The following is a 19,742-nucleotide window of genomic DNA, read 5'->3' on the forward strand; positions in this document are numbered from 1 at the left end:
GCAGAACAATTAACGATAATGGAATATATTGATCCATTTACAGGGGAAGAAGTGAAGAAAAAGAAACGAAATAATTAGGAGAGAAGGCCTTTGAGGTCTGGCCAGTAGAAGTAGTACAAATGGCGAACCTTTCAGTAGCCCTTTAGGGTTTGGTCAGTAACAAAGGCTTTCAGCCGCAGAGAAAACCACCCGTTCTCACGGGTGGTCCTTATTGATTTAAGAAAGTTAGCCGTTGGAACATTAAAGTGATTAGAATAAGAAATTTTAGATGTTATTAAAATTTTCCCCGTTTTAAATTTTCTTCCCATTTATCCTCACTTGTAAATAATTTGTTACCTGGATTATTTAAATCAAAATCGGAAAGAAATCCAGTATATGGTCCTCTAAACATGTCAACAGCAAGTATTTTTTGGTCCGGTGCTTCAAAGAATGGATTATAATTTTTTGATGTCTGTTCATTCAGATATTCTTCTTCACTTTTACTCATAATAAGTTACCTTCCTTATTTTTAGAGATCCTTCTTAGTATTCCTAATCATTCAAAATCTATGATAAAAATTCACAATCTAAATTAGTCAATTAAACATAAAAAGTTTTAGAGTATCATAAAATTTTAAAAACAAAAAAGGATTTACACTTTATTGATAGAATATTAAAATTAATCGAATTTAATTCTATGTACAATTGTAATGAATGTCGTAATTTGTTTTAGAAATTAAAAAAAAGGGAATTAGCATGTACAAAGTGTAAAGTTTAGTCACTTAATATTATATGTAATAGAAAGTAGGATGACAGTGGAGACAGTATATCCAACAGAATTTCAACTACATTTATTTCACGAAGGTAACTTGTTTGAGAGTTATAGATTATTTGGATCCCATGTTCATCATAAAAATGGAGAGGTTTACACCAGTTTTTGTGTGTGGGCTCCAAATGCTCTATCTGTTCAATTGGTTGGGGATTTTAATAATTGGAATGGGGAAGGTTTTTCACTGGAACGAATTAATAAAGAAGGTGTGTGGCTTCTAAATGTTAATAAGGATTTAACAGGTGCGATGTATAAGTATAAATTAACATCACCTGATGGAAAAGTGCTTCTTAAGGCTGACCCATATGCTTTTTTCTCCGAATTAAGACCCCATACAGCTTCTATTGTTTATTCATTGGAAGGCTATAAATGGAAAGATTCAAAATGGAAACAAAAAAAGACAAAAAAGAATTCCCTAAATGAGCCATTAGCTATATATGAAGTTCATTTAGGATCTTGGAGAATGCATGAGAATGGAGATCTTTATTCTTATAGAGAACTTGCTGATGAATTAATTCCTTATGTAATAGAGCAAGGATTTACACATATTGAGCTACTGCCTTTAGTTGAACATCCCCTTGATATATCTTGGGGATACCAAGGAACAGGCTATTACTCTGCAACGAGCAGATTTGGGGAGCCTAAGGATTTAATGTATTTTATCGACAAGTGTCATCAGCACGGACTAGGAGTTATTTTTGACTGGGTGCCAGGTCATTTCTGTAAGGATGCGCACGGATTATATCAATTTGACGGAACGAGTCAATTTGATTATGGCAATCCATTAGATCGCGAGAATTACGTTTGGGGAACAGCAAATTTTGATTTAGGAAAAAAAGAAGTTCAGAGCTTCCTTATTTCAAACGCTATTTTTTGGATGGAGTATTTTCATGTCGATGGATTTAGAGTAGATGCTGTTTCTAATATAATTTATTGGCCAAATTCCAATGAAAACAGTGTGAATCAGTACGGAATCGATTTCCTCCAAAAATTAAATCAAACAGTATGTCAATATGATCCGTCAGTCTTGATGTTTGCTGAGGATTCTACTGACTGGCCCCAAGTAACTGCTCCAGTCCATTATGGCGGTATTGGATTCCATTATAAATGGAATATGGGGTGGATGAATGATATTTTAACCTATATGGAAACTGATTCAGTTAATAGAAAGCATATACATGATAAAGTCTCCTTTTCTCTACATTATGCATTTTCCGAGAATTTTGTTCTGCCCTTCTCACATGATGAAGTTGTTCATGGAAAAAAATCGTTAGTAGATAAGATGCCAGGAGATTATTGGCAAAAATTTGCTCAATTTCGTCTTCTTTTAGGATATATGATTGCCCATCCAGGAAAAAAATTATTATTTATGGGAAATGAATTTGCACACTTTGCAGAATGGAAAGATAAAGAACAGTTAGATTGGATGTTGCTAGATTATGAGATGCACCAAAAAGCAAATGAGTATATGAAAGAATTACTAAAAATCTATAAAAGATCTAAGCCTTTGTATCAACTGGATCATGTTAATGAAGGCTTTGAATGGATTGATGTAAATAATAGAAACCAATCGATATTCTCCTTTATACGTAAAGCTGAAAAAGAAGAGGATTATTTAGTCGTAATTTGTAATTTTACCTATCATACATATGAAAATTATAGGATAGGTGTTCCTCTAAATAACTCTTTCCGAGAAATATTAAATAGTGACACTGATAGATTTGGTGGAGCTAATTATATAAATAAAAAAGTAATAAAAGCAGAAAATGTAGAATTTCATGGTAGACCTTTTTCTGTTCAGCTAACAATACCAGCTTTCAGTATGATAGTTTTACGTCCAGTTCAACATCGGAAGGGGAGAAAAGGAAATGGGAAAGAAACGGTGCGTCGCAATGCTTCTAGCAGGAGGAAAGGGGAGTAGGCTATATTCATTAACCAAGAGTCTAGCAAAGCCTGCTATTCCTTTTGGAGGAAAATATCGAATTATTGACTTCACCTTAAGTAATTGCTCCAATTCTGGAATAGAAACAGTTGGTGTTTTAACACAATATCAGCCGCTAGTTTTAAACTCTTACATTGGAATAGGAAGTGCGTGGGACTTAGATCGTGTTAATGGAGGAGTAACTGTTTTGCCTCCATATAGTGAATCTTCCGAAGTGAAATGGTATACGGGAACAGCCAGTGCCATATTTCAAAATCAGAACTACTTGTCTCAATATGATCCTGAATATGTTCTTATTTTATCTGGAGATCATATTTATAAAATGAATTATGAGGAGATGCTAGAATATCATATCTCAAAGCAAGCAGATGCCTCTATCTCTGTCATTCAAGTAGGATGGGAAGATGCTAGTAGATTTGGAATTATGAATACAAATAAAGATATGCACATCATTGAATTTGAGGAGAAGCCAAAGCATCCAAAGAATAATTTAGCCTCTATGGGTATTTATATATTTAAATGGAAGGTATTAAAAGAATTACTAGAAGAAGATAATTTAAACAAAAATTCATCACATGATTTTGGGAAAGATATCATTCCTTTATTAATAGAAAAACAGAAAAAGGTTGTTGCCTACCCATTTAAAGGATATTGGAAAGATGTTGGAACTGTGCAAAGCCTTTGGGAAGCAAATATGGATTTATTGGATGAGACTAGTAATTTAAATATATCTGATTATAATTGGAGAATTTATACCGTAAATCCAAATCATCCACCACAATATATTTCTAATGATGCACTGGTTAAGGAGTCCATGGTAAATGAAGGATGTATTATTAGTGGGAATTTAGAAAAATCAATAGTCTTTCAAGGGGTTACTGTAGGAAAAGGGACAATCATTCGTAGTTCTGTAATAATGCCTGATGCTAAGATTGGCAACAATGTTTATATTGAGAAGGCTATTGTCCCTTCTGACATTACAATACCAGATGGAATGGTCATTAAACCAAATAAAGACGTAGATGAAGTAGTCCTAGTAACAGAAGAAATGGTTAATGAAATGATTTCCTAACAAACTAGAAGGAGGGATTAAGATGATAAGATCAATGCTGGGCATAATTGATGCAACAACACATATGGAAGATTTAGAAGAGTTAACTGCTCATCGTACACTAGCTGCACTTCCAATCGGTGGACGATATCGTTTAATTGATTTTGTTCTTTCCAATATGGTGAACTCTGGAATAGGAAGTGTTGCTATTTTTCCAAAGTATCAGTACCGCTCTTTAATGGATCACTTGGGATCGGGGAAAAACTGGGACTTAGATAGAAAAAGAGATGGTTTATTTTTCTTTCCTGCATCAATGGATGATGCAAATACTAGTGGTATAGGTTCTTTTAATCATTTTTCAGCAAATATGGATTATTTTCAGAGAAGCAAGCAAGAATATGCATTAGTTGCGAATTGCTTTACCGTTTTTAATATGAATTTTACTCCTGTACTAGAACGTCATCTCGATTCTGGCTGTGATATAACGGAGATTACCAATAATGGAAGTTCCCTAGAAATATATCTAATCAAGAAATCAAAGCTAATTGAATTAATACATTCAAGGGATGATAAAGGTTATACATGTATGAAAGATGTAGTAATAGATATTAATAACCAGTTAAAAATATGTGAATACGAATATAACGGCTATGCCGAAAAAATAAATTCTATATCTAGTTATTATCATGTAAGCAAGGATATTTTAAAATCTAAAGTATGGAATCAGCTTTTTATAAAAGAGAGACCAATATTTACTAAGGTGAAAGATGAGCCACCTACTCGCTATACAAGTACGGGTGAAGTAAAAAACTCAATGATAGCAAATGGATGTGTTATTGAAGGCGATATTACCAACAGTATTATTTCTAGAGCTGTGAAAGTTGGAAAAGGTTCTAGTTTAAAGAATTGTATTATTATGCAAAAATGCACAATTGGAGAAAATTGTCATTTGGACTCAGTGATTCTAGATAAGGATGTTATAGTTGAAAGTGGTACAGTGATGACAGGTACTGCTACTTCTCCTTTTGTAGTAAGAAAAGGAACCGTGCAAGGAGCGTTGATGAATTCGTGAGAGTATTATTTGCAGTTTCAGAATGTGTACCATTTATAAAATCAGGAGGACTGGCAGATGTAGCTGGTTCTCTTCCAAAGGAATTAAAAAAACAAGGAACAGATGTAGCAGTAATTATGCCAAAATATCAAGATATCCCTGCCCATTTACTTGCCAACATAGAGAAGAAAAGATATTTCTATGTGCCAGTAGGCTGGCGAAATCAGTATTGTGGAATAGAAGAATTAGAAGTAGACGGTATCACTTTTTATTTTATTGATAATGAGTGGTATTTTAAGAGAAGTGGCTTATATGGCTATGGGGATGATGGGGAGCGTTATGCATTCTTTAATCGAGCTGTTTTAGAAAGTTTACCATTTTTAGCCGAATTTCCAGATATCATTCATTGCCACGATTGGCATACAGCGATGATTCCTTTCTTATTGAATGTGGACTATAAATGGAGAAAAGAGTATAGCGATATTAAGACTGTTTTTACCATACATAATCTTCAGTTTCAAGGAATATTACCAAGAGAGGTACTTGGTGATTTATTTAATGTAAATGATTATTATTTTACAACAGAAAATCTAGAATTCTATGGAAACGTAAATTTAATGAAGGGAGGACTTATCTCTGCCGATAAGATTACAACAGTAAGTCCTACTTATAAAAACGAAATACAAACAGAATATTATGGAGAGAAGCTGAATAATGTATTAAAGCAGAGAGAGTCAGATTTATACGGTATTATTAATGGTATTGATGAAGAAACATACAATCCGGAAACAGATTCTATGATAGCTGCTAACTATACCGTTACTTCTTTAGAGAAAAAACAAGAAAACAAAAGATTTATTCAGCAAAAATTTGGATTAAAAGAAAATCCGGATATTCCAATTACTTGTATGATATCAAGATTAACCAGTCAAAAGGGACTAGAACTAGTTAGACATGTATTTCACGAAATGATGGAAGAAGAAGTACAGTTTTTAGTTTTAGGAACAGGCGATCCGGAGTTTGAGAATTTCTTTCGTGAAATGGAAGATATGTATTCAGACAAATGTAAAGCATATATTGGATTTGATGAAAACTTAGCTCATCAAATATATGCAGGTGCAGATTTATTTCTAATGCCCTCTAAGTTCGAACCTTGTGGCTTAGGTCAGTTAATAGCTTTGAGATATGGTAATATCCCAATTGTTAGAGAGACAGGTGGACTTAATGACACAGTGTTCTCTTATAATGAAGTGGCTAAAGAGGGGAATGGATTTAGTTTCTCCAATTTTAATGCACATGATATGCTTTATACAATTAGAAGAGGTATTCATTTTTATAAAGAAGATAAAGAAGTATGGCATAAACTAATGAAAAATGCAATGTCAATGGATAATAGCTGGGCTCAATCTGCATTTAAATATAATCAATTATATGCAGAGCTTATCTCGAGGAGTGAATCCCATGTTTTCTAATAAGGAACGATTTAAAAAGTATTTTTTACAAAGGCTTGAAATGACTTATGGAAAAACCTTTGAAGATACAACAAGTAGTGATCATTTTCAAACATTAGGTCACATGATTAGAGAGTATGTGAGCTCGAATTGGATTCAGACAAATGAGCAAAGTCGGAAAAGTGGCGGGAAAGAGGTTTATTATCTTTCGATTGAGTTTTTATTAGGACGATTACTTCATAATAATTTAGTTAATTTAGGTATTGATCAAGTAGTAATAGACGGATTGGCGGAACTTGGGATTGATTTTTTTGAAGTGGAAGATATTGAACATGATGCAGGTCTTGGAAATGGAGGGCTAGGAAGACTTGCTGCTTGTTTCTTGGATTCTCTTGCTACATTGAACTTACCAGGACATGGCTGTGGTATCCGATATAAGCATGGATTATTCGAACAGCGAATTGTCGATGGATATCAAATTGAGTTGCCAGAACAATGGCTAAAGCAAGGACAGGTATGGGAAGTTAGAAAGGAAGATTTAGCAGTAGATATTTATTTCTGGGGAAATATTGATATGTATAGGAAGGATGGAAAGTTACAGTTTCGACATTTAAATGCCGAAACTGTAACAGCAGTTCCACATGATGTACCAGTAATAGGCTACCATACAACAACGGTAAATACCTTGAGGCTTTGGAATGCAGAACCGTCTTCCTTAATTGCAAAAGATGTTAAAGACATTATGCGATATAAACGGGAAACAGAATCGATATCGGGTTTTTTATATCCAGATGATTCCAATGATGAAGGGAAAATTTTGCGATTAAAGCAACAATATTTTCTAGTATCTGCAAGCCTTCAATCCATTGTTCGTAATTATAAGCAGCATCATAAAAATATTCGTGAAATGCATCACTATATAAGTATTCATGTAAATGATACTCATCCAGTATTAGCAATCCCAGAGTTAATGAGAATATTAATGGATCAAGAGGGATTAGGATGGGATGAAGCGTGGAATATAACTACAAAAACTATCTCTTACACTAATCATACCACATTATCTGAAGCATTAGAGCAATGGCCAATCTATATTTTTCAGCCCTTATTACCAAGGATTTATATGATAATTGATGAAATAAATGAGCGTTTTTGCAAAGATTTATGGGATAAGTACACTGGTGATTTTCCGAAAATTGAGAAAATGGCAATAATTGCAGATGGCATGATTAAGATGGCACATTTAGCATTAGTCGGCAGTCATAGCGTTAATGGAGTGGCAGAAATTCACACAGAAATTTTAAAGAAACGAGAAATGGCTAATTTCTATGCATTTTATCCAGAAAAATTTAATAATAAAACGAATGGAATCACACATAGAAGATGGTTAATAAAAGCCAATCCCAAGCTTGCCAACTTAATTTCTCAAACAATTGGTGATAAATGGATTGACGAGCCAGCACAATTAAGAGAATTACTGTCTTATCAAGAGGATGGAAATTTCAAAGAAAATCTTGCAGCAATAAAGCAAACTAATAAGGAGATACTTGCGAAGATAATTAAGGACAAAAATGGTATTCTTGTAGATCCTTCGTCTATTTTCGATGTTCAAGTAAAAAGATTGCATGCATATAAGAGGCAATTACTAAATATCCTGCACATCATGTCTCTATATAACAAGCTGAGGGAAGATCCATCTATTGAGATGGAGCCGAGAACATTTATATTTGGAGCAAAAGCTTCACCTGGTTATTATTATGCAAAAAAAATAATCAAGTTAATTAACTCTGTTGCCCAAAAGGTTAATAATGATAAAAGAATTCAAAATAAATTAAAGGTTGTTTTTTTGGAGAATTATCGGGTTTCTTTAGCCGAACACATTTTTCCTGCTGCAGATATTAGTGAACAAATTTCAACAGCAAGTAAAGAAGCTTCTGGCACCGGAAATATGAAATTTATGATGAATGGTGCGCTAACTGTTGGCACGCTAGATGGAGCAAATATTGAAATGCATGATTTAGTAGGAGACGATAATATATTTATCTTTGGAATGAATTCCGATCAAGTGTTAGAATTATATCAAAATGGTGGCTATAGCTCTCGGGAGTACTATTATCATGACGATAGAATCCATGCAGTGGTCAATCAATTGAAAAATGGTTTCTATGATCATCCATCTAATGAATTTGATCCGATTTTTGATTCTTTGCTTATAGAGAATGATCAGTTTTTTGTATTAAAAGATTTTCATTCTTATGCAAAAGTTCATGAAGAGGTCAATCAAGCATTTAAGAATAAGCAAGACTGGCTGCAAAAAAGTATTGTGAATATAGCGATGTCAGGGCATTTTTCAAGTGATCGAACAATAAAACAATATGCAGATGAAATTTGGAATATAAAACCATATTCGTAATGTATAAAGGAGATTCTTCTGAATCTCCTTTATACTCTCTGCTTGAATACAGGAAAGAGGAAAAGGACTATTCCTCTTCTTCCTCCTTATCTTCTGTGTATCCATCTGTCTCGTGGTAGGGAACATCGCCAAAAGGAGCTTCAATTCCTTCCTTATCTAATGCTTGTTCATATTTTTCGTGTGCTTTAGAACGATAAACAGTCCGTTCCGATCCATCGATATTTGTTCCTACAAATGTTTCATAGTCCTCTGTAAAACCTTCGTCATCACTTTTTCGATCGTAAAGACTATCATAATCTTCAAAATCTCCTCTTAAATCAGAAGGTGTCTCAGAAGTGCCATAACGAGCAACTTCCTGAAAACTATCTTCATAGTCTCTGACAGCACCAGTATCATAGTGACGATACTGATTTCCATGAGCAAATTCAAGCATATCCTCCTCGACTGGGCGATCAGAAGCAATAAATTGTTCGTCGCTATATTCCTTAAGAGTTAGTGCAGTTGGAATTGCTTCTAATCTTTCATAAGGAATTTCTTTCCCTGATACTGTACAAATTCCATATGATCCATCTTCCATTGCCTTTAAAGCATTATTTATTTTATCTAATTCCGATTGATCATGCTGTTCTAGAGCTAAATCCTTCTCTCTTTCATATAACTCAGTTCCCATATCTCCCGGATGGTTATCGTAATTAGATAATTCGCCAACAGATTCTCGTGCACTTTCCTCACTTACATTATCATCAATTCGGTTTAAAATCTCCGCTTTTCTTTCTTCAAGATTTTGTTTCAAGTGATTTATTTGTTCTTTTGATAACAAGTTAAACACATCCTTATCCATGCAATTGTAATAACAGTAGTATAAGCGAATGGAGCATAATTAAAACGGTAAGATGTTGTTCATAAATTTCCCTATTTTATCGATATCAAACCTATCTAAAAAGAATATGCCTCTTTTCTATAAATAATTAAAATTTGGAAATGGCATTAAGAATTCACTATGATTGACATAATATAAAGGACAGGTGTATCGTAAAATATGCTAAAATAATGAATGAGCGTATATCTTTGAACCAATATAAGCAAGAAGCTAATTCTTGATTTGTTTTAGGGGGATTCACAAAGGGATGAATGATAGAAGAGGAACAATGGTACAAACAGAAATAAGGGATAGTGTTTCTCCTACGATATTAGTAAGTGAAGTAAAAATGGTAGAAGAAAAAATGAATATTCTCGACTTTTTTTCTAAATACCATGCTTATAAAGGAAAACGTTTTTTTTGGAAGGACCCTTCTGGGAAAAACATGATTGTAGGAATTGGTATTTGTGAAAAGATTGAAAGTTCTTTAGGGGAAAGCTCCTATTCTCATGTAGAGAAGAGATGGAAGAGTCTCCTAGAAAAAGCAATAGTGTATAATGAATTCAATCATATTGGAATCGGTCCAGTGCTTTTAGGAGGCTTTGCCTTTGATCCATTAAAAGAAAAAACAGAACTATGGGATGGCTTCTCAGAAGCTCATTTTTATGTGCCACAGTTTATGTTAAGTGAAATTGATGGAAATCAATTTATTACAACTAATATATTGATTCATTCAGATAAAATAGAATATGCAAAAGAAGTATTGAGGAAACAATCTTTTGCGTTGCCAAAAAGAATAGAGGAATATACTCCCGTTTCTTTACCTTCCATACAGAAAGTAATGGAAGTTGATCGTGAAAAATGGAAAGTAACGGTTGATAAGGTAATTAGAAAGTTAGACGGGAATCTAAAAAAAGTAGTATTGGCTCGAGCTAGTAAAGTGAATTTTACAAAAGATATAGTGACAGAATCCGTTCTAAGAAATTTAATACAACAGCAAAGCAACGGATATATTTTTGCTTTAGAAGCTCATGATAAATGCTTTACTGGGGCATCACCTGAACGATTGGTTAAAAAAGCAGGAGATACCGTATTTTCAACATGTCTGGCTGGTTCTATTTCTAGAGGCAATAATGAAGTAGAAGATAGTGCATTGGCTGAAGAGCTGCTATCTGATTCGAAAAATAGAGAAGAACATAATTATGTTGTTAAAATGATTAAGAATGCCATGGAGGAAGTTTGTACGACTGTAGAAATCCCGGCAAATCCGCAAATCATGAAAATGAGAGATATTCAACATCTTTATACGCCCGTTAGTGGCAAAGTAAAGGAAACAGAATCTTTAATTTCATTAATTCGATTATTGCATCCTACTCCAGCTCTCGGTGGTTTTCCACGTGATGAAGCTTTAGAGGTTATAAGAGAGGTGGAGGGATTGGATAGAGGGCTTTACGGTGCTCCGATAGGCTGGCTTGATTATGAGGGAAATGGTGAGTTTGCTGTCAGTATCCGTTCTGGATTATTACATGGAAACAGTGCTACAATCTTTGCTGGATGTGGTATTGTTGCTGACTCTGATCCTGAATTAGAGTATACGGAAACAGCTATCAAATTTAAGCCAATGCTTACAGCGTTAGGAGGAAAATAAAATGAATCATCAACAACAATTAACAGCCTATTTGCATGCACTAATAGCTGAATTAGGAAAGAGTGGTGTAGAACATGCTGTAATAAGCCCTGGTTCTAGATCTACACCAATTAGTCTATTGCTTGCAGAACAGGAAGATATAAATCTGCATATTCATGTTGATGAACGATCAGCTGCTTTTTTTGCATTAGGAATAGCGAAAGCATCCAAAAAACCGACTGTATTAGTATGTACATCGGGAACAGCTGCGGCTAATTATTTTCCTGCTATCGTAGAGGCGAAAATATCCCGAATTCCGTTAATAGTACTTACGGCAGATCGTCCGCATGAGTTAAGAGATGTAGGTGCACCTCAAGCGATTGATCAGCTAGACCTTTATGGGAAGCATGTAAAATGGTTTATGGAAATGTCCACACCTGATAATAGTCCAGGAATGATTCGATATGCTAAAACAGTAGGAGCTAGAGCAGTTTCGATGGCAAAACAACAACCAAGTGGTCCAGTACATGTAAATATACCATTACGGGAGCCGTTAATTCCTGACTTAGATAATTTAGACAGTTATCAATTAAACGAAAAGGAAAAGCCTGCCATTCGAATGGATATAGGTGACTTTAGAATGAATGATGCTTATTTTCTGGAATTAGCAGCTAGTCTTGATGGGAAAGGGATTATAATATGCGGAGAGATAGATAAAGAAGATTTTTCAGCAAAGGTAATACAATTGGCTGAAAAGACTGGTTTCCCAATCATTGCTGATCCTCTCTCTCAACTGCGGAGTAATAGTGCAGGAACGAATAGCATTATTGACACATATGATACTTTTTTAAGAAATGAAAAGGTAAAATCTCTACTAAAGCCAGATGTGATAATACGCTTTGGCAGTATGCCTATCTCAAAGCCATTAACTATTTTCTTACGCGAAAATGAAAAAGCAAAACTGATAGTTGTAGATGGTGGCATCGGCTATCGAGATCCTAATCAACTGACAACAGATATGGTTTATTGTGAAGAAGGGTATTTTTGTGAAAAGCTTGCATCATTTATATCTCATTGCTCAATAAATCACTATTTAAATATATGGATAGATATTAATGAACTCACAAAAAAGGAATTAATGCAAACAGCGGAAATTCAAGAAATAAGTGAAGCAAAACTCTTTCATAGCTTGGGTGAAATGATTCCGAATGATGCGGTGTTATTTGTTGGAAATAGTATGCCTATTCGAGATTTAGATACTTTTTTTCATAAACAAAATAAAAAAGTTACTATTATCGCAAATAGAGGAGCTAATGGAATCGATGGGACAATTTCTACGGCTCTTGGAGTTGGAGTCATTAAACAACCATTATTTTTAATTGTTGGGGACTTAACATTTTTCCATGATTTAAATGGTTTAGTATTATCTCATTTGTATAAGCTCCCGATAACTGTGCTATTGATAAATAATAATGGAGGCGGAATCTTTTCGTTTTTGCCACAGGTAAATCTTCCAAGACATTTTGAACTGCTTTTTGGGACTCCTTTAGGTATTGATTTTAAGCATGCTGTTGAAATGTATAAGGGACAGTATAAACTTATTGAAAGTTGGCAAGGGTTAGAGACACAATTTCAGCATAGTAATTTTGAAGAAGGTATGAGAGTTTGGGAGCTGCGGACAAATCGAGAGAAAAATCTAATAGAGCATCGGCAAATGACAGATAGGATTCAAAAGATTTTAAATCAGCTGGGTTAAAAGGTGAAGTATATGTTTATCCAAATAAAGAATATAAACTATCATATAACTATTGAGGGAGATGGAGAACCTCTATTATTATTACATGGATTTACTGGAGATAGCGGAACATGGTTCCCATTTATTCCGTTATGGAAGAAAAGCTACAAGGTAATAGCAGTAGATATTATTGGTCATGGAAAAACCGATTCACCGGAAGAAGCAGAAAAGTATGCAATGAAGGAAAGTGTTGCACATATAAAAGCTGTGATTGATTATCTTCGTCTAGCTCCTGTTCATATATTAGGCTATTCCATGGGTGGACGGTTGGCACTTGCGTATTGCAGCGAATATCCTGAAACCGTAAAAAAGCTTATTCTTGAAAGCGCTTCTCCTGGCTTACAAACGGAATTGGAGAGAAAACAAAGACGAATACAGGATGAAAAACTAGGAGACTCTATCCTTGAACAGGGGATTATCCATTTTGTAAATAAATGGGAGAAGATTCCTTTGTTTAAAAGTCAGGAGCGACTAGATCCAACTATTAAGCGGGCTATAAGAAATCAACGGCTTGCTAATAATCCCATTGGATTAGCGAATAGTTTAAAAGGAATGGGGACAGGAGCACAAAGCTCTTATTGGTCCAGAATTTCTAGGCTTTCGATTGATACACTTTTAATAACAGGAGAACTAGATCGAAAGTTTTATCAAATTGCGGAAGAAATGGTCAAAAAAAATAAGAATATACGCCATTTGAATGTAAATAATGCAGGACATGCAATTCATGTGGAGAAACCTGAGATTTTTGGTACAATAGTAATGGAGTTTTTAAGGAGCTGACATAAAGGTTCAGCCCTGTGAAAAGGAGGAAAAAATGATGGCGGTAGAATGGGTAGCTGGCAGACAATATGAAGAAATCATTTATGAAACATATAATGGGATTGCCAAAATTACGATTAATAGACCACATGTACATAATGCTTTCACACCAAGAACGGTAAGTGAATTAATTGACGCGTTTGCAATGGCAAGAGATGACAGCAATGTTGGTGTAATTATTTTAACAGGAGCAGGTGATAAAGCTTTCTGTTCTGGTGGAGACCAAAAGGTAAGAGGACATGGCGGATATGTAGGTGAGGATCAAATTCCACGTTTAAACGTCCTTGACTTACAGCGTCTAATTAGAGTCATTCCAAAGCCTGTAATTGCAATGGTAAAAGGCTATGCGATTGGTGGAGGCCATGTGCTTCATATTGTTTGTGACTTAACAATTGCTGCGGATAACGCAATTTTTGGACAGACTGGTCCGAAGGTAGGAAGCTTTGATGCTGGTTATGGGTCTGGCTATTTAGCAAGAATTGTTGGTCATAAAAAGGCAAGAGAAATTTGGTTCTTATGTCGTCAATATAATGCACAAGAGGCATTAGATATGGGATTGGTAAATACAGTTGTACCGTTAGAAAAAGTAGAGGAAGAAACGATTCAATGGTGTGAAGAGATTTTAGAAAAGAGTCCCACTGCACTTCGTTTCTTAAAAGCTGCCTTTAACGCGGATACAGATGGTTTAGCTGGTATTCAGCAATTTGCAGGAGATGCAACCCTTCTATACTATACAACAGATGAAGCAAAAGAAGGACGTGACTCCTTCAAGGAAAAACGCAATCCTGATTTTGGACAATTCCCACGTTTTCCTTAATAGGAAAGAGTTAATTAATAACGTAAAATCAAAAATGGAAATAGTTGTTGATTTACAATCTATTTAAATAATATCAAAGGGTGACACTCGTATTTAGCAAATGTGATTTTAGGGACATGCTAATGATGTGTCACCTTTGTTGTATAGAAAAGAGGATTAATAAGGTCATGACAGAAATACTTCCTAATTTTATTAAAAATAGAGCACTTTTAACCCCAGATAGAGAGGCGATTGTTTTTAATAAGGAAAGTCTAACGTTTAAAGAATTATATGAGAAGGCCTATTACCGTGCAGGGTTACTGACAGCCTTTGGAGTAAAAGACACAGATTATGTAGGATTTCTTATAAAAAGTGATTTAGAAACCGTCCTTCACTTATTTGCCATGCAAATTATTGGAGCAAAGGCAGTTCTTCTTAACAATCGCTTAACAGCAAATGAAATGACTTTTCAATTAACTGATGCTAATGCCACCTTTTTAATAACAGAAGATCATTTTCAAGAGACTGCGCGACAATTAGCAGAAGAGCTGAAAATCTCTGTTTATTACAAAGAGGGAATAGAAGATCGTTCATACATAGAACCAATTGAAAAAGAGCAGTTTTCATTAGCTGATACATGCACAATCATGTATACATCAGGAACAACTGGTCTCCCAAAAGGAGTGATACAATCTTACGGCAATCATTGGTGGAGTGCAATAGGAAATACGTTGAATGCTGGTTTATATGAAAAGGAAACTTGGTTATGTGCCGTTCCTTTATTCCATATTAGCGGATTTTCTATTTTAATGAGAAGTGTTATTTATGGAATGAAAATTGTTTTGCACGATGGATTTAATGAACACAAAGTCCTGCAAGATATACGGGAAGAAAGAGTTACCATCGTGTCTGTAGTAACAACAATGCTAGAGCGAATAGAACAAGCTACTAATGAAAAGTTTCCAGCTTATTTCCGCTATATGCTTTTAGGTGGAGGACCTGCCACTGTTGAATTGATTACAAGATGTATTAATAAAGGAATACGCGTCTATTACTCCTATGGCATGACGGAAACTTCTTCCCAAATTGTCACTTTATCACCTGAGGACAGTATTAGAAAAATAGGCTCCGCTGGAAAAGCGCTATTCCCTGCTCAATTAAAGATTGTAAACGACCTAGGAGAAGTATTAGGACCAAATGAGGTAGGAGAAATAAAAGTATGTGGGCCAAATGTATCACAAGGCTATTTAAACAAAGAAAATCATTTAAAAGATGGCTGGTTTTTTACAGGTGATATTGGGTATATAGATTCTGAAGGATTTCTCTATGTGTTAGATAGAAGATCTGACTTAATTATTTCTGGTGGAGAAAATGTGTATCCTGCAGAAGTAGAAGCGGTATTGTCTGAAATGGAAGGAATTAAAGAGGCTGCAGTAATTGGCATTCCAGATAATCAATGGGGGCAGGTTCCTGTTGCTTTTGTTGTAGTAGATGGAAGTGTTCTTTCCGAGAAATCCATAATGAAAAACTGCGAGAAATCATTAGCAAAATATAAAATTCCGAAAAGAGTTTTTTTTGTTTCAGAACTTCCACGAAATGCATCCGGAAAAATTGTTCGAAGGAACTTAAGAGAATGGGTAGAAGAGCAAAAGGATTTCTAATTGAAAAATAGAAAGAAAGAAGTGTTGGTTTGTGAGCTTATACCATGGATCATTATATTGGCCGACAACTTTGGGGAATAAACCAGTTTATCCAAAGCTGAGTGAAGACATGTCATGTGATGTTCTAATTATTGGGGCAGGTATGTCAGGTGCTTTGTTAACATATAAACTAGCGAAGGAACCACTTAAAGTTATTCTAGTGGAGAAAGATCAAGTAGGGGATGGCAGTTCTGCTGCTAACACTGGCTTATTACAATACTGTAATGATAAAATGCTACATTCCTTTGCTGAAAACATAGGGGAGAAAGATGCAGTTCGCTTTTACCGATTGTGCTTGAAGGGAATGGAGGAATTGAAAGAAATAGCGTCATCCCTAAAGGCTGACATTCAATTTGAGAATAGGCAAAGCTTATATTATGCAAGTACAGAAGCTGATGTCCAATCCATTAAAAACGAATATGAAATGCTCAAGAAATATGATTTTCCTGTAGAATTTTTAGATGCGGAAATGATTTATAAAACGTATGGGTTTAGAAAACATGTAGCAATTCGCACAAGTGGGGACGCAGAAGTAAATCCTCATAGGCTTGTTGTATCTTTAGTAAAAGAGGCTTCGAAATGTAATAATATTCAAGTGTTCGAAAATACTGAAGTCGAAAAGGTACATTTTCAAGATGGCTACTGGCTGTATAAAAGTGAAACCGCAAATATTCGGGCAAAGCATGTTGTTTATGCAACAGGTTATGAATTGGATAATTATACACGAAATATGGCAACGGAATTAAATAGAACTTATGTAACGGTTACGAATCCAATTCCCTCGTTTCATCAATGGGAGGATAGGTGCCTTATTTGGGAAACGAAGCGTCCCTATTTCTATATGAGAACGACTTTTGATGGAAGAATTGTTGCTGGTGGTTTAGATGAAGAAACAATGGAGGCACCGAGTGATCCGAAGATATTAGAGGCATATGGTCATAAATTATTGGCTCGTATTAAGGAACATTTTCCACAAATCCAACTAAAAGCTGACTATACTTATGGTGCTACGTTTGGAGAATCAAAGGATGGAATCCCTTTTATTGGAGAAGTACCCAATAGTAAAAACGTCTATTATTGTTTAGGATTCGGTGGAAATGGCACGGTTTACAGTTCCTTTGGTTCTACGATAATAAAGGATTTAATCACAAAAGGGGTACACCAAGATGCAGATTTAGTACGATTGGATAGATAAAAAAGAATCCCGAAAAAGTGATAAAACTTCTACGGGATTCTTTTTTGCGTTTTTTAACTATTTAGCTTAAGCTTGTTTCAGGCTCAAAAGTTTTACAGTCTGTTTCATAACTTGTATCCGCGTGTTTCCCAACATTACTTACTACATAAATTTGATCAGCACCACAATGATTTCCTTTTTCCCAATAAGTACAGTTACTTACTTCACAAAGTACATCTTTTGCCATAGGGTATCACTCCTTATTAATAAGTTTTTTTCACAAGGATTTCATTCCTATCAATGAGACAGATTAAGATCTCATTACATATTAGTATTAGAAGGAGGGAGGAGATACATACCTAGAACAATTTTTAAGAAAAGCCAGAATTTGAAGGAACAAAGATTTCAAATTTGTATATTATATGAATTTTCATTACTATTAATAGGGAGAATATTTTTCCTATTTTGAAAAAGTAGCTGTTTTTATTTTTTATAATGAATGATTTTTTTAAGGAGTGCTTAAAGTGAGTTTATTAGAAAATATTTTAGTGTATAACGAGGAGTTTGTTAGGGAACAAAAATATGAAAAATTTATAACGGGCAAATTTCCAAATAAAAAAATGGTAATCTTAACTTGTATGGACACAAGACTTTTAGAGCTATTACCACAAGCATTAAATCTTTCTAATGGGGATGTAAAAATTATCAAAAATGCAGGTGCTGTAGTTGTTCATCCATTTGGTAGCATCATGCGCAGTATTTTAGTTGCAGTGTATGAGTTACAAGCGGATGAAGTAGTGGTGATAGGACACCATGATTGTGGAATGAGTGCACTACACGCTGACAGTATGATGGAAAAAATGAAAGAAAGAGGCATTGCGGATGATACATTCGCTACATTGCAGCATTCTGGAATAAACCTTGAAAAATGGTTAACCGGATTTGATTCAGTAGAGGATAGTGTTTCACATAGTGTAGATATGATAAAAAAACATCCTTTACTACCAAATGGAGTTCCAGTACACGGATTAGTTATTGATCCAAAAACGGGAAAATTAGATTTAATTGTTGATGGATATTAATTATTTTCTTTTGGTGGATGGGTATGATTTTTGCACTTCCATTCATCAGGCACTGGATCTACCCCACCAGGATGAAAGGGATGGCATTTAAGAATTCGTTTGATTGTTAAGTACCCTCCTTTAAAAGCGCCAAATTTTTGTATGGCTTCTAAACCATAGGAAGAGCATGTTGGATAGAAACGGCAGGTTGGTGGCTTTAATGGAGAAATTACTTTTCTATAAAAGCGGATAATAAATAAAAAAACATGTTTCATTAGCTTATTTCCCTCTCCTTCTTTGCAAGTAGTATACCATGGAGTGGAACACGAATAAAGTATTCACTTTTAGCCATCATTTTGGAGAAATAGCACTAATTTCTACTGGAAAAATATTATATATATTAAGTTGATGAAATTACTCGGTTTTTTAGGTATAATAGAGATACATGAATAAAAGGAGATGTTTATATGCCTTCAGTTGAAAGCTTTGAATTAGATCATAATGCAGTAAAAGCTCCCTATGTGAGACATTGTGGCGTACACAAAGTAGGTAGTGATGGAGTTGTAAATAAATATGATATTCGCTTTTGTCAGCCGAATAAGCAAGCTATGAAGCCTGACGTTATTCATACTTTAGAGCATTTATTAGCATTTAATTTACGTGCCCATGTGGATAAATATAATCATTTTGATATCATTGATATCTCCCCAATGGGTTGCCAGACTGGCTATTATCTAGTTGTTAGTGGGGAACCTACGGTGGATGAAATTATCGATTTATTAGAGGCAACCATGAAGACAGCTATAGAAATTACTGAGATTCCTGCAGCTAATGAAAAACAATGTGGTCAAGCGAAACTTCATGATCTTGAAGGGGCGAAAAGACTGATGAATTTTTGGTTAAGCAAAGATAAAGAGGAATTAAAACAAGTATTTGCATAAGTTGGAAAAGAGAGGCATCTGTCTCTCTTTCAGATTAGACAAAATGCCTCCGAGAATGGACACATTCTCGAGGCATTTTGTCTTTTTTAATATTTTGTAGGCATTTTCATGCAAAATTGATTCTTTTGATTCCTTATAAAAGAGGGCTAAGGAGTCGTGAAAAGGATTCTTTGAAACGAATCCATAATGATCTTTTAGAATATTGTTCTGCTGTTAAATGGGTAGAAAACTCCATGTCTTCTAGGAAGTCATCTG

General features: G+C 34.7%; 18 protein-coding genes and 1 pseudogene. 14 read left to right on the forward strand and 5 right to left on the reverse strand.

Annotated features, from left to right (window positions below):
• Positions 1 to 78, forward strand: a pseudogene (locus tag ADJ83_RS27020) (IS200/IS605 family transposase); the annotation flags it as partial.
• A 196-nt stretch (positions 79 to 274) separates the two neighbouring features.
• Here ADJ83_RS27020 and ADJ83_RS18245 read toward each other — a convergent pair.
• Positions 275 to 487, reverse strand: coding sequence for a hypothetical protein (locus ADJ83_RS18245; protein ID WP_031539010.1), 213 nt, complete (start codon positions 485 to 487; stop codon positions 275 to 277).
• Between the two features lie 300 nt (positions 488 to 787).
• On the opposite strand from ADJ83_RS18245, the gene glgB reads away from it, so the two are divergent.
• The 5 genes from glgB to ADJ83_RS18270 are packed head-to-tail and all read left to right on the forward strand — an operon-like array spanning position 788 to position 8,715.
• Positions 788 to 2,728, forward strand: a complete 1,941-nt coding sequence (gene glgB, locus ADJ83_RS18250; RefSeq protein ID WP_031539011.1) for a 1,4-alpha-glucan branching protein GlgB — start codon at positions 788 to 790, stop codon at positions 2,726 to 2,728.
• Positions 2,676 to 3,821 carry a glucose-1-phosphate adenylyltransferase gene (locus ADJ83_RS18255; protein WP_031539012.1) on the forward strand — a complete coding sequence of 382 codons (1,146 nt, stop codon included), beginning with the start codon at positions 2,676 to 2,678 and terminating at the stop codon, positions 3,819 to 3,821. Before glgB ends, ADJ83_RS18255 begins: the two co-directional genes overlap by 53 nt.
• A 22-nt stretch (positions 3,822 to 3,843) precedes the next feature.
• Positions 3,844 to 4,872, forward strand: coding sequence for a sugar phosphate nucleotidyltransferase (locus ADJ83_RS18260; protein WP_031539013.1), 1,029 nt, complete (start codon positions 3,844 to 3,846; stop codon positions 4,870 to 4,872).
• The gene (glgA, locus tag ADJ83_RS18265; protein WP_031539014.1) at positions 4,869 to 6,323 is read left to right on the forward strand and encodes a glycogen synthase GlgA; all 1,455 of its coding nucleotides are present in this window, start codon (positions 4,869 to 4,871) and stop codon (positions 6,321 to 6,323) included. The genes ADJ83_RS18260 and glgA overlap by 4 nt, the downstream gene beginning before the upstream one ends.
• A complete protein-coding gene (locus ADJ83_RS18270) occupies positions 6,313 to 8,715 on the forward strand; it encodes a glycogen/starch/alpha-glucan phosphorylase (protein ID WP_031539015.1) in 2,403 nt (800 codons plus the stop codon). The genes glgA and ADJ83_RS18270 overlap by 11 nt, the downstream gene beginning before the upstream one ends.
• A gap of 67 nt (positions 8,716 to 8,782) precedes the next feature.
• Here the strand turns inward: ADJ83_RS18270 and ADJ83_RS18275 are convergent, their stop codons facing one another.
• Positions 8,783 to 9,535 (reverse strand): TraR/DksA C4-type zinc finger protein, encoded by a 753-nt coding sequence (locus ADJ83_RS18275; RefSeq protein ID WP_031539016.1) that lies wholly within the window; start codon positions 9,533 to 9,535, stop codon positions 8,783 to 8,785.
• 307 nt (positions 9,536 to 9,842) lie between these two features.
• On the opposite strand from ADJ83_RS18275, the gene ADJ83_RS18280 reads away from it, so the two are divergent.
• From ADJ83_RS18280 to ADJ83_RS18305, 6 genes are all read left to right on the forward strand, one after another.
• A complete protein-coding gene (locus ADJ83_RS18280; RefSeq protein WP_031539018.1) occupies positions 9,843 to 11,222 on the forward strand; it encodes an isochorismate synthase in 1,380 nt (459 codons plus the stop codon).
• A 1-nt stretch (position 11,223) separates the two neighbouring features.
• Positions 11,224 to 12,957 carry a 2-succinyl-5-enolpyruvyl-6-hydroxy-3-cyclohexene-1-carboxylic-acid synthase gene (menD, locus tag ADJ83_RS18285; protein WP_031539020.1) on the forward strand — a complete coding sequence of 578 codons (1,734 nt, stop codon included), beginning with the start codon at positions 11,224 to 11,226 and terminating at the stop codon, positions 12,955 to 12,957.
• 12 nt (positions 12,958 to 12,969) lie between these two features.
• Positions 12,970 to 13,776, forward strand: coding sequence for a 2-succinyl-6-hydroxy-2,4-cyclohexadiene-1-carboxylate synthase (gene menH / locus ADJ83_RS18290; protein WP_031539021.1), 807 nt, complete (start codon positions 12,970 to 12,972; stop codon positions 13,774 to 13,776).
• Between the two features lie 37 nt (positions 13,777 to 13,813).
• Positions 13,814 to 14,632, forward strand: a complete 819-nt coding sequence (menB, locus tag ADJ83_RS18295; protein WP_031539022.1) for a 1,4-dihydroxy-2-naphthoyl-CoA synthase — start codon at positions 13,814 to 13,816, stop codon at positions 14,630 to 14,632.
• A 167-nt stretch (positions 14,633 to 14,799) separates the two neighbouring features.
• Positions 14,800 to 16,272 (forward strand): o-succinylbenzoate--CoA ligase, encoded by a 1,473-nt coding sequence (locus tag ADJ83_RS18300; RefSeq protein WP_031539023.1) that lies wholly within the window; start codon positions 14,800 to 14,802, stop codon positions 16,270 to 16,272.
• Between the two features lie 31 nt (positions 16,273 to 16,303).
• On the forward strand, positions 16,304 to 17,506 hold the full coding sequence (locus ADJ83_RS18305; RefSeq protein WP_031539024.1) for an NAD(P)/FAD-dependent oxidoreductase: 1,203 nt from the start codon (positions 16,304 to 16,306) through the stop codon (positions 17,504 to 17,506).
• 61 nt (positions 17,507 to 17,567) lie between these two features.
• On the opposite strand, the gene ADJ83_RS24640 is transcribed toward ADJ83_RS18305, so the two are convergent.
• Positions 17,568 to 17,732: a DUF1540 domain-containing protein gene (locus tag ADJ83_RS24640; protein WP_065429131.1), complete on the reverse strand. Its 165-nt coding sequence runs from the start codon at positions 17,730 to 17,732 to the stop codon at positions 17,568 to 17,570.
• A gap of 277 nt (positions 17,733 to 18,009) precedes the next feature.
• Between ADJ83_RS24640 and ADJ83_RS18310 the strand changes: the two genes are divergently transcribed.
• Positions 18,010 to 18,567 (forward strand): beta-class carbonic anhydrase, encoded by a 558-nt coding sequence (locus ADJ83_RS18310; RefSeq protein WP_031539025.1) that lies wholly within the window; start codon positions 18,010 to 18,012, stop codon positions 18,565 to 18,567.
• Here the strand turns inward: ADJ83_RS18310 and yidD are convergent.
• Positions 18,564 to 18,821 (reverse strand): membrane protein insertion efficiency factor YidD, encoded by a 258-nt coding sequence (yidD, locus tag ADJ83_RS18315; RefSeq protein WP_031539026.1) that lies wholly within the window; start codon positions 18,819 to 18,821, stop codon positions 18,564 to 18,566. The genes ADJ83_RS18310 and yidD overlap by 4 nt on opposite strands.
• A 192-nt stretch (positions 18,822 to 19,013) precedes the next feature.
• On the opposite strand from yidD, the gene ADJ83_RS18320 reads away from it, so the two are divergent.
• Positions 19,014 to 19,487, forward strand: coding sequence for an S-ribosylhomocysteine lyase (locus tag ADJ83_RS18320; protein ID WP_031539027.1), 474 nt, complete (start codon positions 19,014 to 19,016; stop codon positions 19,485 to 19,487).
• Positions 19,488 to 19,620: 133 nt separating this feature from the next.
• On the opposite strand, the gene ADJ83_RS26335 is transcribed toward ADJ83_RS18320, so the two are convergent.
• Positions 19,621 to 19,742, reverse strand: a 122-nt coding sequence (locus ADJ83_RS26335; RefSeq protein WP_239687087.1) for a hypothetical protein, incomplete at its 5' end; no start/stop codon positions are given.

The sequence above is a fragment of the Bacillus sp. 522_BSPC genome (assembly GCF_001076885.1).
GTDB classification, from domain to species: domain Bacteria; phylum Bacillota; class Bacilli; order Bacillales; family Cytobacillaceae; genus Niallia; species Niallia hominis.

Excerpts from the sequence above, each read along its gene's own strand:
- ADJ83_RS18280 (WP_031539018.1), top strand. The coding sequence starts at position 9,843 with ATGAATGATAGAAGAGGAACAATGGTACAAACAGAAATAAGGGATAGT.
- glgB (WP_031539011.1), top strand. The coding sequence starts at position 788 with ATGACAGTGGAGACAGTATATCCAACAGAATTTCAACTACATTTATTT.
- ADJ83_RS24640 (WP_065429131.1), bottom strand. The coding sequence starts at position 17,732 with ATGGCAAAAGATGTACTTTGTGAAGTAAGTAACTGTACTTATTGGGAA.
- menH (WP_031539021.1), top strand. The coding sequence starts at position 12,970 with ATGTTTATCCAAATAAAGAATATAAACTATCATATAACTATTGAGGGA.
- menB (WP_031539022.1), top strand. The coding sequence starts at position 13,814 with ATGGCGGTAGAATGGGTAGCTGGCAGACAATATGAAGAAATCATTTAT.
- ADJ83_RS18245 (WP_031539010.1), bottom strand. The coding sequence starts at position 487 with ATGAGTAAAAGTGAAGAAGAATATCTGAATGAACAGACATCAAAAAAT.
- ADJ83_RS18320 (WP_031539027.1), top strand. The coding sequence starts at position 19,014 with ATGCCTTCAGTTGAAAGCTTTGAATTAGATCATAATGCAGTAAAAGCT.
- ADJ83_RS18260 (WP_031539013.1), top strand. The coding sequence starts at position 3,844 with ATGATAAGATCAATGCTGGGCATAATTGATGCAACAACACATATGGAA.
- ADJ83_RS18300 (WP_031539023.1), top strand. The coding sequence starts at position 14,800 with ATGACAGAAATACTTCCTAATTTTATTAAAAATAGAGCACTTTTAACC.
- ADJ83_RS18270 (WP_031539015.1), top strand. The coding sequence starts at position 6,313 with ATGTTTTCTAATAAGGAACGATTTAAAAAGTATTTTTTACAAAGGCTT.
- ADJ83_RS18255 (WP_031539012.1), top strand. The coding sequence starts at position 2,676 with ATGGGAAAGAAACGGTGCGTCGCAATGCTTCTAGCAGGAGGAAAGGGG.
- yidD (WP_031539026.1), bottom strand. The coding sequence starts at position 18,821 with ATGAAACATGTTTTTTTATTTATTATCCGCTTTTATAGAAAAGTAATT.
- menD (WP_031539020.1), top strand. The coding sequence starts at position 11,224 with ATGAATCATCAACAACAATTAACAGCCTATTTGCATGCACTAATAGCT.